The 14,938-nt window shown below is 68.5% G+C and carries 8 protein-coding genes and 1 pseudogene; 5 read left to right on the top strand and 4 right to left on the bottom strand.

Going from position 1 to position 14,938, the window contains the following annotated elements:
* Window positions 1–228: pseudogene (locus tag ACWDR0_RS32370) on the bottom strand (hypothetical protein); the annotation flags it as partial.
* Window positions 229–317: 89 nt separating this feature from the next.
* Here ACWDR0_RS32370 and ACWDR0_RS32365 point away from each other — a divergent pair.
* Both ACWDR0_RS32365 and ACWDR0_RS32360 read left to right on the top strand, forming a co-directional pair.
* Complete coding sequence (locus ACWDR0_RS32365) at window positions 318–656, top strand: YnfA family protein (protein WP_456355390.1); 339 nt, start codon at window positions 318–320, stop codon at window positions 654–656.
* Between the two features lie 167 nt (window positions 657–823).
* The gene (locus ACWDR0_RS32360) at window positions 824–1,654 is read left to right on the top strand and encodes an SDR family NAD(P)-dependent oxidoreductase (RefSeq protein WP_456355389.1); all 831 of its coding nucleotides are present in this window, start codon (window positions 824–826) and stop codon (window positions 1,652–1,654) included.
* A 59-nt stretch (window positions 1,655–1,713) separates the two neighbouring features.
* Here ACWDR0_RS32360 and ACWDR0_RS32355 read toward each other — a convergent pair whose 3' ends face one another.
* Entirely contained in the window at window positions 1,714–2,919 is a 1,206-nt protein-coding gene (locus ACWDR0_RS32355; protein ID WP_456355388.1) for an RtcB family protein, read from the bottom strand.
* A gap of 180 nt (window positions 2,920–3,099) precedes the next feature.
* Here ACWDR0_RS32355 and ACWDR0_RS32350 point away from each other — a divergent pair, with 180 nt between their 5' ends.
* The 3 genes from ACWDR0_RS32350 to ACWDR0_RS32340 all read left to right on the top strand — a co-directional run bounded on the left by ACWDR0_RS32350 (window position 3,100) and on the right by ACWDR0_RS32340 (window position 6,648).
* Window positions 3,100–4,026: a DUF3558 domain-containing protein gene (locus ACWDR0_RS32350; protein WP_456355387.1), complete on the top strand. Its 927-nt coding sequence runs from the start codon at window positions 3,100–3,102 to the stop codon at window positions 4,024–4,026.
* Window positions 4,027–4,168: 142 nt separating this feature from the next.
* On the top strand, window positions 4,169–5,053 hold the full coding sequence (locus ACWDR0_RS32345) for a DUF3558 domain-containing protein (protein WP_456355386.1): 885 nt from the start codon (window positions 4,169–4,171) through the stop codon (window positions 5,051–5,053).
* A gap of 182 nt (window positions 5,054–5,235) precedes the next feature.
* Entirely contained in the window at window positions 5,236–6,648 is a 1,413-nt protein-coding gene (locus tag ACWDR0_RS32340) for a DUF2637 domain-containing protein (RefSeq protein WP_456355385.1), read from the top strand.
* Between the two features lie 250 nt (window positions 6,649–6,898).
* Here ACWDR0_RS32340 and ACWDR0_RS32335 read toward each other — a convergent pair whose 3' ends face one another.
* A complete protein-coding gene (locus tag ACWDR0_RS32335) occupies window positions 6,899–7,468 on the bottom strand; it encodes a hypothetical protein (RefSeq protein ID WP_456355384.1) in 570 nt (189 codons plus the stop codon).
* A 264-nt stretch (window positions 7,469–7,732) separates the two neighbouring features.
* Window positions 7,733–14,938 (bottom strand): polymorphic toxin-type HINT domain-containing protein (locus ACWDR0_RS32330; protein WP_456355383.1); only part of this gene is annotated, 7,206 nt, incomplete at its 5' end.

The following is a 14,938-nucleotide window of genomic DNA, read 5'->3' as shown; positions in this document are numbered from 1 at the left end:
GCGGTTCGGCGTTGCCGGGAGATGTCCGCACCGGCCCTTTCCGCGGCGGTTCGCCGTCCCCGCGGACTCGGGGGCCGGTACGGCCGCCGCGGCGGCCGTACCGGCCCCCGTACCGACACCCGTCGCCAGCGGCACCAGTGGCAGCAGGGCCACGGCGGCGGCGAGCGGCAGTCTCGAACGGAGCCGGTGCCGGGGCCCGGTCCGCCGTGCGTTCGACATCGCATCCATGCCGATAAAAATACCTTTTGACATTGAATATGCCCTTTAGCCGCCGCCTCGGCGCGTCCCGTGCCGCGCCCGCGTGGCAGGCTGTGCGCATGCTCGTCGCCCGCTCAGTCCTGCTCTTCGCCGTCGCCGCCCTGTTCGAGATCGGCGGCGCATGGCTCGTCTGGCAGGGCGTCAGGGAACACCGCGGGTGGATCTGGATCGGGGCCGGGGTGATCGCCCTGGGGTTGTACGGCCTGGTCGCCACGCTTCAGCCGGACGGCGAGTTCGGCCGGATCCTGGCGGCGTACGGCGGAGTGTTCGTGGCCGGCTCGATCGCCTGGGGCATGGTCGCCGACGGATACCGCCCGGACCGCTGGGACGTCACCGGGGCGCTGATCTGCCTCGCGGGCATGGCGGTGATCATGTACGCCCCGCGCGGCGGCAACTGACCGCAGGCCCGCGCCGCCCGCACCCCGGGCCTGTGCCCTTACCTCGGGCCCGTACCCCGGCACCCGTACCGCCCCTCCCTGCGACGCCCGCCGCGGCCGCACCCGTACCGCAGACAGCCCCCCACACCGCCCCGCCCACTCTGCCCGCCCCGCCCGAGGAGGACACCGTGACCACCGAGACCAGCCCGGACCAGCCCCCCGCGCACACCCCCGCCCCGACCACCGGGCACCGGGACGCGTCGGCACCCGCGCCCGTCGCCGTCGTCACCGGCGCGAGCAGCGGTATCGGCGCCGCGACCGCGCGCGGGCTGGCCGCCGAGGGTTTCCACACCGTGCTGACCGCGCGCCGGGCGGACCGGATCACCGAGCTGGCGGCCGAGCTGACCGCCGCCGGGCACCGGGCCACCGCCCACCCCCTGGACATCACCGACCGCGCCGCCGTCGAGGCCTTCGCGGCCGGTCTCGACCGCTGCGACGTGCTGGTCAACAACGCGGGCGGCGCGCTCGGCGCGGACCCGGTGGCCACCGGCGACCCGGCCGACTGGCGCTGGATGTACGAGGTCAATGTGCTGGGCACCCTGAATGTCACCCAGGCACTGCTGCCCGCGCTCACGGCGAGCGGCGACGGCACGGTCGTGGTCCTCACCTCGACGGCGGCCCACGGGGCGTACGAGGGCGGCGGTGGCTATGTCGCCGCCAAGCACGCGGAGCATGTGATCGCCGAGACCCTGCGGCTGGAGATCGTCGGCACCCCGGTCCGGGTCGTCGAGATCGCGCCGGGGATGGTGAAGACGGACGAGTTCGCGACGACCCGGTTCCGCGGCGACACCGAGAAGGCGGCCCGGGTCTACGCGGGCGTGGCGGCCCCGCTCACCGCCGAGGACGTCGCGGGCACGGTGGTCTGGGCGGTCACCCGCCCCTCCCACGTCAATATCGACCTGCTGGTGGTCCGCCCGCGGGCCCAGGCGTCGAACACCAAGGTGCACCGGGAGCAGTGACGGGGGTGGTCACGGCAGGGGCCGCCCCGCCCCTGCCCCGGGGCGGGACGCCTCCCCCGTCACCCCTTCACACAGACGACCTGCTTCAGCTTGGCAACGACCTCCACCAGGTCCGTCTGGGCCTGGATGACCTGCTCGATGGGCTTGTAGGCGCTGGGGATCTCGTCGACCACCCCACTGTCCTTACGGCACTCCACACCCCGGGTCTGGTCCTCCAGATCCTGGGTGGAGAACCGCTTCTTCGCCTGGTTGCGGCTCATCCGGCGGCCCGCGCCGTGGGACGCGGAGTTGAAGGACTTCTCATTGCCCAGACCGCGCACGATGTACGAACCGGTGCCCATGGAGCCGGGAATGATCCCGTAGTCGCCGGAACCGGCACGGATCGCGCCCTTCCGGGTGACCAGCAGGTCCATCCCGTCGTACCGCTCCTCCGACACGTAGTTGTGGTGGCAGGAGATGACCTCGCCGAAGGTGACCTTCGCCTTGCGGAACTGGCCGCGGACGACCTCCTGGAGCAGGCCCATCATGATCGCCCGGTTGTACTTGGCGTACTCCTGCGCCCAGAACAGGTCGTTCCGGTACGCCGTCATCTCCGGGGTCTCCGCGAGGAACACCGCGAGGTCCCGGTCGACCAGGCCCTGGTTGTGGTCGAGGTCGCGGGCGATGCCGATGTGGTGGTCGGCCAGTTCCTTGCCGATATTGCGGGAGCCGGAGTGGAGCATCAGCCAGACCGCGCCGTCCTCGTCGAGGCAGACCTCGACGAAGTGGTTGCCCGAGCCGAGCGTGCCCATCTGCTGGAGCGCCCGCTCACGGCGGAACTTCACCGCGTCGGCGACGGTGTCGAAGCGGTCCCAGAAGTCGCGCCAGCCGTCCGGGGACGCGGTGTCCCCGAAGCCGTACACCCGGCCGGTGTCGACCGGCTCGCCGTGCATCCCGCGGCCGACCGGAATCGCCTGCTCGATCCGCGAGCGCAGCCCGGAGAGATCACCGGGCAGGTCGTTCGCGGTGAGCGAGGACTTCACCGCGGACATACCGCAGCCGATGTCGACACCGACGGCCGCCGGGCAGACGGCGTCCTTCATGGCGATCACGGAACCGACCGTGGCGCCCTTGCCGTAATGCACATCGGGCATGACCGCGAGCCCCTTGATCCAGGGGAGCGTGGCGACATTGCGGAGCTGCTCCATGGCGACGTCCTCGACGCCCGCCGGATCGGCCCACATGCGGATGGGGACCTGTGCCCCCGGAACCTCTGTGTACGACATGGGTCTCCCCCTTCTCCCCGTCCCCCGGAATATCCTCAAGATCAGTGAATCGCGGATCCGGTGCCGACGCCCGCTCAGAACCAGCGGACCGGCGTCACGGCCGCGTGTGCGATAGACATTGTGTCCACCGGCCGCCGTACGGCGGCAACAGCTTTTCCAGCGCGAAGGGAGCCCGGGACCGTGCGACGCAGGGCGTATGCCACCGGCACCACCGGCAGCTCAGGCATCACCGGCCGCACGGCGGCGGCCGTCGCGGGTCTTGTGGGGCTTGCGACGATCGCCACCGGCTGTACCAGCGGCGATACGGGCACCACGGGCCCGGTGAACTCCAAGGCCGGCACCGGGACGGTGGCCTCCGCCGCCCCCGGCAAGTACCGCAATCTCCTTGAACCGTGCGGTTCCGTCGGGGACTCCACCCTCAAGGATCTGCTGCCCGGACTGGCCGAGCTGTCGGACGAGCTGTTGGAGAAGGCGCTCCGGGGGACGCCGATGAGTACCTACGACACCGACCGCCGGGTCGGCTGCTCCTGGGCGGCCAAGGCGCCGGACTCCTCCCGGACCTTCAGCCTCGACTTCGAGCGGGTCGTCTCCTACGCCTCGGCGGTCAGCGACGACGACCGGGCGCAGAAGGTGTTCGAGGGGAAGCAGCTCGCGGCCGGGATCCCGCTCACCGAGGCCAGCAAAACGGACGGACCGGGCAGTACGGGTACGAATACCAGCACCGGTACCAGTAACGGCACCGGCACCGGCTCCCCGAGCGGCACCTCGGCGCAGACCGCGAGCCCGCCCGCGACCACCGGCTCCTCGGCGTCCGCCACCACGGGCACCGGTACCGGGGGCAGTGAGGAGACCGAGGAGCCGCCGGGCCGCCGGGTCCTGGACGACCTCGGGGACGCCGCTTTCCTCAACGACGTCTCCAGCACTCCGGGCGCCGGATCCACCGCCCGGCGCCGGACCGTGAGCGTGGTGTTCCGCACATCGAACGTCATTGTCACGATCGTCTACGTGGAGCAGGCGGGCGTTGCCGCGGAGCCGCCCGACGGCAAGGAACTCCAGGACAAGGCGCAGAGCGTGGCCCGGAGCCTGGTCAAGAAGTTCGGCGGCTGACGGGCCCGCGGCCCCGGGGCGCGCTTTCCACAGGCGCCCCACGCCGGTGCCGGATCCGCGTACGGTGGCCTGGCAGGAGACAGAAGCAGGAAGCCCGGCGGAAGCCGGGGCAGGGACCGTACGACCAACGACTGAAGGAACCATGCACCGATCAGCCCCGCGACTGACCCGCATACTCGCCTGCGCGGCCCTCCCGCTGATGCTGGCCGTCGCCGGCTGCTCGTCGGACTCCGGCGGCGGCGACGACAAGAAGAAGACCGACGGCGCCAAGTCGTCCGGTGCGGCGTCGACCGCCCCCGAGGGCGAGGGCGGGGGCGACGGCTCCGGCAGCGGAGCCGACCCGGGCAAGCCGGAGACGGTCGCCCCGGCGACGTACGCGAAGCTGCCCAGCGCCTGCGGCTCCGTCTCCTCGGGTTCGGTGAAGGACCTGGTCCCCGGCGCCTCCCCGAAGGCCGGCACCGCGGGCCGCTCCGCCGATCTGCTGGCCCGCGCCAACTGCCACTGGAAGGGCAGCGACGACAACGGTCTGAAGGGCACGCAGTACCGCTGGCTCGATGTCTCCTTCCTGCGGTACGACTCCGAGGACGCGCTCAACACCACCGGTGACCAGCGCGCCAAGGAGAACTACACCAAGGAGCTGGGCAAGGCGAAGGCCCCGGCGGGCGCCAAGGGGCTGAAGACCGCGCCCGCGGCGGGCGTCGGCGACGAGGCCACCGCGGTGACGTACACCCTGCGCAAGGTCGACGCGGACTTCGCGTACACGACGATCGTCGCCCGTACCCACAACGTCGTCGTGGTGCTGACGTACAACGGCGCGGGTATGGCGGGCGCGAAGTCCCCCTCCGTGACCGAGATTACGGCGGACGCCACCAAGGCCGCGAAGGAGGTCGTCGCGTCGATCGCCACGGCCAACAAGGCGGGTGCGCCGCCCGCTTCGTCGTCGAAGCCGTCGGCCGGCACCAAGACTCCTGCCGCCGGCAAGACCACCGGCAGCCCCGCCAAGAAGGCCACCACCAGCGGTAACTGACCGCCGCCGGGGCCGGGGCCCGTCGTTCCCCGGCCGCCTCACCGCATTCCGGAGCCCGCGTCTCCCCCCGAGGGGCGCGGGCTCCGCCGTCATGTGCCACGCTGTGCCCCTGGCCGGACGGGAACACTTGTCCAGCACCTGATCCGGCCAAGGGTCCTGGGCACACGGGAAGGAGAACGCGGGTGGCCGCGATGCAGTTGACACGCACACACCGCATACTCATCGGAGTCGTCGTGGCCGGTGCGGTGGTCATCGCCGCGATCGGTTTCGCCGGTTCGTACGCGGCGGTGCGCGATCTCGCCGAGCGAAAAGGCTTCGGTGACTTCGCCCTTGTCTTCCCGATCGGCATCGACGCGGGCATCTGTGTACTGCTCGCCCTCGACCTGCTGCTGACGTGGATGCGGATCCCGTTCCCGCTGCTGCGTCAGACGGCGTGGCTGCTGACCATCGCGACGATCGCCTTCAACGGTGCCGCGTCATGGCCGGATCCGCTCGGTGTCGGTATGCACGCCGTAATCCCCGTGCTGTTCGTCGTCACGGTCGAGGCGGCCCGGCACGCCATCGGCCGGATCGCCGACATCACCGCCGACAAGCATATGGAGGGCGTACGGCTGACGCGCTGGCTGCTCTCGCCGGTGCCGACGTTCAAGCTGTGGCGGCGGATGAAGCTGTGGGAGCTGCGGTCGTACGAGCAGGTCATCAAGCTCGAACAGGAACGTCTGATCTACCAGGCCCGCCTCCAGGCGCGGTACGGCCGCAACTGGCGGCGGAAGGCCCCGGTGGAGTCGCTGATGCCGCTGCGGCTGGCGAAGTACGGGGTCCCGCTGGCGGACACCGCGGCGGCCGGCCTGGCCGCGGCGGGGGTGGACCCGGTCCTGCTGCCGCCCCAGCCCCAGCCCGCCCTGGCCACCGCTGCCCCCGCCCCGGCCCTGGAGAAGGCGGCTCCCCCCGCTCCGGCCGAACCGCACCGGCACCCGCGCGACGCGGCGCCGGACGGCGACGGCCCCGCGGACCACCGCGAGGACGGCCGCACCGGCCACCCGGAGGACCCGGCGGAGGCGGCGTACCGCGAGTACGAGTACCAGGAGTACGAGCGCCAGCGGTACGAGGAGTACCAGCGCTTCCAGGAGTACGAGGAGTACGAGCCGGAGGACCCGGCGAACCCCTGGTTCCGCCAGAGCCCGCGCCACGAGCACTACGAGGGCGGCTACGACCCCGCCTACCAGGAACAGCCCCCCGCCCCCCACCACCCGGGCCCCGACGACCCCGAACCGATCCGCATCCCGGCGGGCCCGGGCGGCCGCACCCGCATCCTGGGCGACCCGGAACTCCGCGACGAGCCGGACTTCCCGCCCGCCGCGGAGGAGCCGGGGCTGGATACCCCGGACGTCGAAGCCTTCTACGAGGCGGCGTACCCGGTCTTCGTGTCGTACGCGCACGAGCACGGCGACTACCCGAAGGCCGAGGTCCTGGCGATACACCTGACGGACGTCCACGGCATCACCCACCCCCGCAGCACGGCCCTGCTCCGCCAGGCGATGCCCGCGTTCCGCCAGCGCATGGAGGCGGACCTGGAGGCGGAGCACATCGCGTGAGGCGGGGCGGGGGACCAACCTTCAGGCTCGGCGCCGCAGCTGCTTGCCCCTCTTGACGACCGCCACCAGCACGACACCCACGGCCAGAAGTACCAGATACGCGACAACCAGCGGATCCCAGACCTCATGGAGAACTCACCAGGCCCCGTCCCCGAACACCAGCCCTCCCGTTCCAGCGCAGGGGCTTGACCGGAACACCATTCCGGTCAAGCCCCTGCAATTATCCTGCAATCCCCAACTCTGACCTCGATCAGTCCAAGAGCGCCTCTGCTAGTCGAGAAACATCACGCACTTGCCCTGCGGCGAGATCCCGAACACCCCAGAGCAATGTGGCCGCGTCGGCACTTTCCTCCGAAAGCCCGCCACCTGGCGCCATTCCAGGCACTCCGGTCAAACCGCTCAAGATTTCGACCGGAATTCCGAGAACGGTAGAAAATCCGGCGAGAAGCTCGGCGTCAAGATCCTTCACCCCGCGCCCTATCGCTCCAATCGTCGCCGCCGACACGTAGACACCGGACATCAGGTACATAACCTTGGCCGCCGAAGACCACCCTAGATTTCGTAGTGCAAGCATCCTCACCAAGAGAGAGCCAAAACTTGGGGGGTACTGCTCATAAGGGTGGGGCTTCCGCGAAGAAGTAGCTCGCGGCAGTCGCGGCAAAGAATGGGCGAACTCATGCAGCTGCCGCACTCCTGATGACGGCAAGGAGAGGGCAAGACGGACGAGCCTAGGCAGCTCCTGACCTGCCTCCTCATCGAAATTTACGACGTCTTCCAGGACAGAAATTCCCGCCACGAGGTAAATATCCTGACTCTGCATTCCTAACTCCCCCGCCAGTCGGCAAAGAAACCCCTCAGGCAGAGGCTTCTCCACAGAAGCAAAGGAAAGCTCGACTGCCAAAAATTTTCCACTCCGCAGAAGAGTACCTTCTCGACTCCGCACGAGACGCGCAAGACGCACGCCGGGCTCAGGATACGCTTGACTCTCCATTCACCACCGCCATATCGCGAATCTCTTCGCCACTCAAGCCCACTGGGGGCATCCTTCGCGAGGAAGGTACTCCCAACGGAAACACGTACCGCCTTAGGGTTTCGGTGGCCTGACATAGTAGTTCCAGACATCATCTCCGAAGTCCCAACCATGCCGTCTGAAGGCACCCCGCGTGATGTCCAGCAATGGAGTAAACCCCGGGAGGTTTGTCGGTTGATAGTGACCGGAGAAGTTATCGACCCTGGAGATCATCCCACTCGAATCAACATCAAACGTTCCTGCCATAATCACCCCTTGACGGTCACCCAGAGATGTATGTCCGGCATCTGGATTGAGGAGCCACATGGAATCGTTCTCCATGGCACGCAGGGAACCGTCTCGGCGGACAACAAAGTGGTACTCTCCTGCCACAAGAGGTGACCCTGCCGAAATCCCTGCACTTGCCGGGAGGGGTGGTCCCTGGTCGGTTTGGTCGACGCCCTCACGGAACGGCTCCCAGACCTTATTCCCACAATTGTGAACGAGCACCGGCGAGGCGCCCGCCAGAACATAGTAGGTGTGGAGGTCGCTGACCGTCAGGTTGTGAACCGCGGCCTGCGCCGTCCGGCGCTCCACCGCCGTGATCTGGACCAGCGTGCCGGTCCCGGTGCGGAGCCAGTTGCCCGCCTCCAGGTCGGTGGCGTCGATCCACTCCTGCAACTCCGGTACCCAGAAGGGGTGTCCGTCCGTTGCCGTGACGGTGGCCGTTGCCGTGCCCTTCGGGCCGTCCGTGTCGATGGTGACCTCGACGAGCTTCTTGGTGCCCTCGCCCTGGATTTCCGCAGTGACCGTCTCAACCGCGGTCTCACCGGTCTCGGGGTCGGTGGCGACGACCTTGTCGCCGTTCTTGACCTCTTCGATCGGCTTGGTCGTGCCGTCCGCCATCAGGACGAGCGTGCCCGGGGTGAAGCTGTTGTCGGTGAGGCAGCTCTTGCCGGGACTTGAGCCGCGGGTCTTGCTGGGGGTGTCTTCCTTCCCCGTGCTCCGCGCCCTGTTCAGCGGCTTCTCGGACTTCTTCGCCGCGACCTTCTTCGCCTTCTGGATCAGGTTCCCGGTCTTCTGGGCGGCCTTCTTCTCAACTCTCAGCTTCGCCTGTTCGGCCTTCTTCTTCGCGAGTTGCGCGGCCTTCTTCGCAGCGGCCTTCTTTGCCGCCGCCGCCTTCTTGGCCGCCTCCTGGGCCTTCCGTGCCGCTTCGATGACCTTGCGGGCCTTCTCCTGGGCCTGCCTGAACGCGGAGATGGCGTCGAAGAGCCTTCCGACGGCCTTCCAGACCTTCCACGCGATCTTCAGCTGCTTGGCTCCGGGCAGTGCATCGACCAGCACGCCCCCGCAGGCCCAGAGATCACCCCGGGTGAAGCACGCAACGATGCCGCTCGCGTTGACCGCTTCCTGGAGGAATTCCCACAGCACGTCCCAGATGACGCTGGACAGGGAGCGGTTCATCTGGTCCCTGGCCCAGTACAGCTCCTCCTTGGACGGCCCCCCGAAAGCATCCCCGCTGTAGAGACCGCCACCGCTGCTGCTGCCGACGTCCGCCGACTTCAGGCCGCTCGGGTCGGCGAAGGTGACCGGGTTGTTCTCGCTGTAGGTGTAGGCGTTGATCTGGATCGGGTCGCCGAGGTCCAGCAGCGGGTCCGCGGAGATGAAGCGACCGGTCGACGGTTCGTACTCGCGGGCGCCCAGGTGGACCAGGCCCGTCGAGGTATCGTCGTCACCGCCCACGTAACCCTTGTGGGACTTCCAGGTCGGGCTCTCCGCGCGGTCGACGCCGAAGGGGTCCTTCTTGGCGAAGGTGACCGCATTGCCCGCCGCCAGTGCCACATTGGCGTGCGGTGTGCCGTTGTGGTCGGCGATCTGGGCCGAGAGTTCGCTGGCGCCGTTGCTCTGGGCCTGGCGCATCACGGTAGGCGCGCCGGGCTGGGCGTAGTAGCGCTCGGTGTACGAGAGCCGGCCGCCGCTGGTGGCGACGGTGGTGTCCCCGAGGTAGAGCGTGGTCTCGCCCGAGGAGATGGCCATCAGCCGTTCGCCGCCGGGCCCGTAGATATAGCGGGTCTCGTCGGCCGGCTTCCACGACTGGGTCGGCACGGTCTCCTGAGCGTCGGAGCAGGTGCCGAGCACCAGGTCCGTGCCGTTCGCCGTATTGGGTGCCGTCAGGCACTTCCCGGTGGCGACATGCTTGAGCTTCTCGCCGGTGGCGACCGTGGTCCACTGCTGGGCGGCAGTGCCCGTGCAGTCCGCGATCACCGCTGCGATGCCGTCGGCACCCGGGACCACGCACTTGCCCAGGACCTTCAGCGCTCCCGTGGCGGGGCCGTCCACACCGGCGTCAATGCGGAACTTCTGGGCCTTGGTGCCGTTGCAGGTGAACTGCTGGACCGGAGTTCCGGCCACGGTCAGGCTGCCCGCGAGGTCGAGGCACGCTTTGCTGCCACCGACCCAGGCGCCCGCGCCTTCACCGAAGCCGGTGATCTTCTCGGGCTTGCCGTCCCAGGTCCACGTCAGCGCCTGCCCGACGGCGGCGCCGTCCGACTTGGCCGTCATATTGCCGGACTGGTCGTACGTGCGGACCGAGGGCTTGGTGATCTGGGCCCCGGCCTCGTTCTTGTAGGTGGTGGAAGTACCGGTCAGGGTGTGCGGCTGGGTGTTGTCCGCCTTGCCGTAGCTGTAGGTGGTGGTGGCGTTCTTGCCGGTGTCGCCCGCCGGGTCGTGCTTGACCAGCTTGGTGCGCTGGCCCAGCTCGTCATAGGTGTACGACTGCCAGTACCCGGCGTTCGCCGCGGTGACGTTCTTCGTCCCGTCCGGATACTCGGGTGCGGCCCCCTGCTTTCCAGGCGCCTGGCAGGTGCTCGGCGCGGTCCAGGCCTGGGTGAGCTGGCCGATGGTGTCGTAGGTGAAGCACTGCCGGTCGGCGACCGAGTTCCAGCGGTCCTCGATGGATGTGATGTTGCCCGCCGGGTCGTACTCGTAGCTGCGGGCGTTCACCCGGTTGCCGACGACGGTCGAGGTGTCGCTCGTGGACTCGCGGTCGACGACGCTCTTCTCGAGCGCGCCGGTGCTCTCGTTGAAGATGTTGCTGGACCACACCCGGTTGGGGTGCTCACCGCTGACCGTGCGCACCACCTGGCCGTAGACGTTGTACTCGGCGTCGGTGGTGTACCAGTCCTTGCCGGAGGTGGAGGCCGGCAGGCCGTCGGCGTTGAAGCGGGTGATGATCTTCTCCGCCGCCAGTGCGCCTGCCTCCGGAAGCCCGGTCTCCCTCAGCTGTCCGCCCTTGGTGTACCCGAAGGTGTAGGAGTAGCTGGGCTTGAGGCCGTGGGTGGTGGCGACGGTCGGCGGCAGGGTCAGCTTCGACCCCGTCGGCTGATAGTGGGAGTTGTAGCCGGTGATCTCACTGGTGTAGGGGAGGCCGTCGGTGTAGCGGGTGGTGCTGGCCGGAAGGCCGACGGCGCCGGTCACCGTGTCGTAGGTGCTGGTCTGCAGCAGGGTGCCGGTGCTGTTGTCCAGCCGCTGTTCCAGCGGGCGGCTCAGCTCGTCGTACCCCGTCCACACCTTGGTCCCGCGGCCGTCCGTCGACAGCACCGGCCGGTTGGCGATGTCGTACTCGGTGGTGCTGGTGCCGGTGTCCGGATCCGTCGCGGAGATCATCCGGCCCCGTGTGTCGTACGTCCAGGACCAGGTGTTCCCCTTGGGGTCCTTCGCCGCGGTCATATCGCCGCGGGCGTCGTAGGAGAACGCGGTGGAGCGGAACGCGGTCCGCGCCGGGTCGGTGAAGGTGTCCACCCGGACGGTGCGGCCGAGGGCATCGCTGTAGGAGCGCTGGGAGGCGGCGCCGGTGGGCTCGATCGCCACCGAGTAGTCGTAGCCGAACTCCGAGCGGGTCGCCTTCTCCGGCTTCTCCACGCCCGCCTCGTACGGAGTCTCCTGAAGCACTCGTCCCAGGCCGTCGTACTTGTAGAGGGTGGCGTTGGGGATCTTGGTGTCGGAAGCGTCCGTCGGCTCGTACATCACGGGCTGCGGTTCGCTGCCCGCGTAGTAGCCGTTGTTGGTCCGGCTGATAGTCCCGTTGGGACCGTAGAAGATGTCCGTGATCAGACGGCCCTTGCCGACGGCCGGGTCCTGCTTCTGCCGCTCACGTCCCAGCCCGTCGTAGAAGATGTACGAGCTGACGTAGTCCGACCCCTCGCCTTCCTTGAGCAGCTCCGACTTGACGGAGACGGGGTCGCCGGGCTTGGCGTGGTAGGTGAAGATCGCGGCGGGCCGGCCCGCGGTGTCGGTCGGGCCCCACGCCTTCACGGTGCGGCCGAGGCCGTCGTACTCGAAGCTGCTGATCCGGCCGTTGGGGTCGGTCTCCTTCACCGCGGTGCCCCGGCCGGGCTCGATATCGCTGGTGGAGGTGTGCTGCTTCGCGTTCTTCGTCTTCACCGAATAGACCTGGCCGGTGGCCGGGAGGTACTCGGTCGTGGTGACGCTCTCCGCCGCGTCCGTCGAGCTGATCGGCCGGCCCACCGCGTCGTAGGCGACCGCGGAGTCCGTGTCCCAGGCCCCGCCGTTCTTCCGCACCGTCCATGTCGTCGTGGGCAGGCCCTTGGTGGGCGGCTCCCCGTACACGACCCCGTCGTAGGTGAGACGCGAGCCGGAGATCCACGAGGAGACGGGGGGCTCGACCCCCGCGGCCGGGCAGAGGCCCGCCGTGGTCAGCGACTGTTTGGAGAGTCCGATCAGATGCTTGCCCGGGTTGTGGACGTACTCCATCCACGAGCACGTCTCGTCACCGGTACGTCCGGTATCGCCCTGGGACTCGATCCGGACCGGGAGGTCGTACACCCCGTCGTACTGGGTGGAGGTGCGTACGGTCCGCCAGGTGCGGTCGTCGTCGTCGGTGTGCGGATTGGTGTCCGTCCGGGTCCCGGAGGCCAGCGACACACTGATGCTGTAGCTGTCCATGACCCGGTACGCCTTGAGAGCCGGGATGCCGTCGCCGCGCGCCCGGGTGGCCAGCACCTTGTGCCAGGGATAGTCGACGTCGCGGTTGACGACCACCCCGCCGGCCTTGGTGTACGTCAGCGTCTCGGCGACCCTCCCCTGATAGGGCAGGAGGTCCCTGGCGATGTCGTAGCCCTGGCTGTCCTTGACCGTGATGTTGCGGACGGGGTTGCTCAGGCCGGGCAGCTTGTCGCCGTCCATGCCCCGGAAGTAGCGGGTCTCCGACATGGAGCGCTCACTGCCGGTGTACGGATGCGCGGAGTCCGCGCCGCTGATCGTGCGGACGATCTCGTAACCGCGCCACTGGTCGTACGTACGGGTCTTCTTCTTCGAGAACTCGGCCTGGTTCAGCGCCCAGGCCGCGCCTTTGCGATCGGCGGCGTTCCGCTCGTCGTACTCGAAGGTCGTCGCGGTCGGCTCCACTCCGCGGACGCCGGACAGCTCCTCGACCTTTGAGATGACGTATTTGTTGAACCAACTGATGGTCTCGTCGGCCTTGTCCGGGTCCGGATGCCAGTACGCGGGGAAGCACAGCCCGGTGTTCTCGTGCGTCGCCGGGAATCCGATACCGCTCGCGCACGCGCCGGTCGGGGCCTTGTAGGTGACAACGGTCTCGCCGCCGTACTCATTGACGATCCGGCTGATCCGCAGCCGGTCGAAGACCGGGTTGCTGTCCTTCTGGCCCGCGTCAGGTCCGGACTGGACGACCTCCTTCACCCGGTTCGGCATCGACTGGGTGTTGGCGACGAAGGTGACCGGGTTGAGCTGGACACCTTCCGTGTCGTTGACCCCGTAGCCGGTGCGGGTGACCGAGTTCAGCCAGAGCGCGGTGCCCTCGTCGGTCTTCTCGTGCGGCAGCGACTGTACGAGCTTCCAGTTGTCCACCTTGTGCAGGGCGGTCGAGCCCTGGACGCGCTGGGCGTACGTGGTCACCGCGGCGAGGCGCTTGCGGGACCAGAAACTGGGCACCGGGACATAGCATTCCTTGCCCGTGGCGCCCGAGCAGTACAGGTCCGCCGGAGTGTCGTACCAGATCCGGTTCTTCGCCCAGTCACCCGACTCGAAGTTGGCGTCCGTGCACTTGACGCCGTCCTCGGTATAGCAGCGTTCTTCGACGTTGAACATGACGCGGGCAATGGGGTCACCGGTGTAGATCGCGTTGTCGCGCTGGCCGTAGTCGATACGGCTCAGATAGCCGCCGCGGTCGTAGTCGACCGGCTTCTTGAATTTGAGGTTCTGGGCGTAGTGGTTGAACTCCTTCTTCCACCACAGCGACATCGCGTTGCCGCGGGTGTCGACGACGTAGTCGAGATTCCAGCGCCAGGCCTGGGAGCAGAAGGAGTTCGCGTACGTCGCGTTGTAGCAGGGCTCGCCGGGCTGGTTGCCGGAGACCGGAACCGTGAGGACCGAATTGGTCGTCTCCTTGCCCTCCGACCAGCCGGGCAGCTTGTGCCGGCCGAAGTAGTACTCGGTCCCGTCGCGGGTGGTGACCTTCCAGTACTCCGGGCTCGCTGCGCGAAGTTCCTTCGCCTTTTCCTGGATGGTGCCCGTGAGAGGCCGGGTGACCAGCTCGACCTTGGAGCCGTCGCCGTTGGCCGTCACCCACTTGTCCGAGTGCGGAGTGGCCTTGTCCGAGTCGTCCAGGACCAGCTCCGTCGTCGACCCTCCCAGGGTCAGCACCGCGTTGTAGGAGCCCCAGCACATATCGGATGTCTTGCGGTTGGCGTTGTTCCCGCCGGTCCGGTCGTCACGGCAGGACTTGTACGTCCGGGTGATGGCACCCGGGTTGTAGTCCCACCCGTCACCGACCCACGACGGCTGGTTGTTGGTCGAGGACGTCGCCCCGTCCACGGCCTGCGAGTTGTAGCCGAAACCCAGGGAAGGCGCGGGCCCGGCGGGGACCGACGGTGCCTTCATGTCATAGCTGTAAGTAAACGCTCCCGCGCCGTTCCCGGCCGACCACGAACCCGCGCTCGGGACCGGAGTGGCCGAGAAGTCGCCCTTCGCGCCACTGCCTGCGGACGTCGCGACCAGCACCGAGGAGCCGGCGGAGGCGGCGGTCATGGCAGTCATCGGGGCCGCCGCTTTGCCGTTCATGGCCCGGGCGGCGGACACCGGCGGGGTCACCGGGTCGGTGAGGCTGGCGACGTTCAGCGTGGCTTCGATCTGCCGCTCGCCGTCCATCACATTGTCACCGGCGGTGTCACCGGTCTTCGGCTTCACCACGTTCTCGGTGTCGACCTCGACCGGCTCCGAACACGCCTCCACCTCGGGAGT

This window comes from Streptomyces sp. NPDC003691 (assembly GCF_053981115.1).
This window is presented reverse-complemented; position numbering and strand designations above follow the sequence as displayed.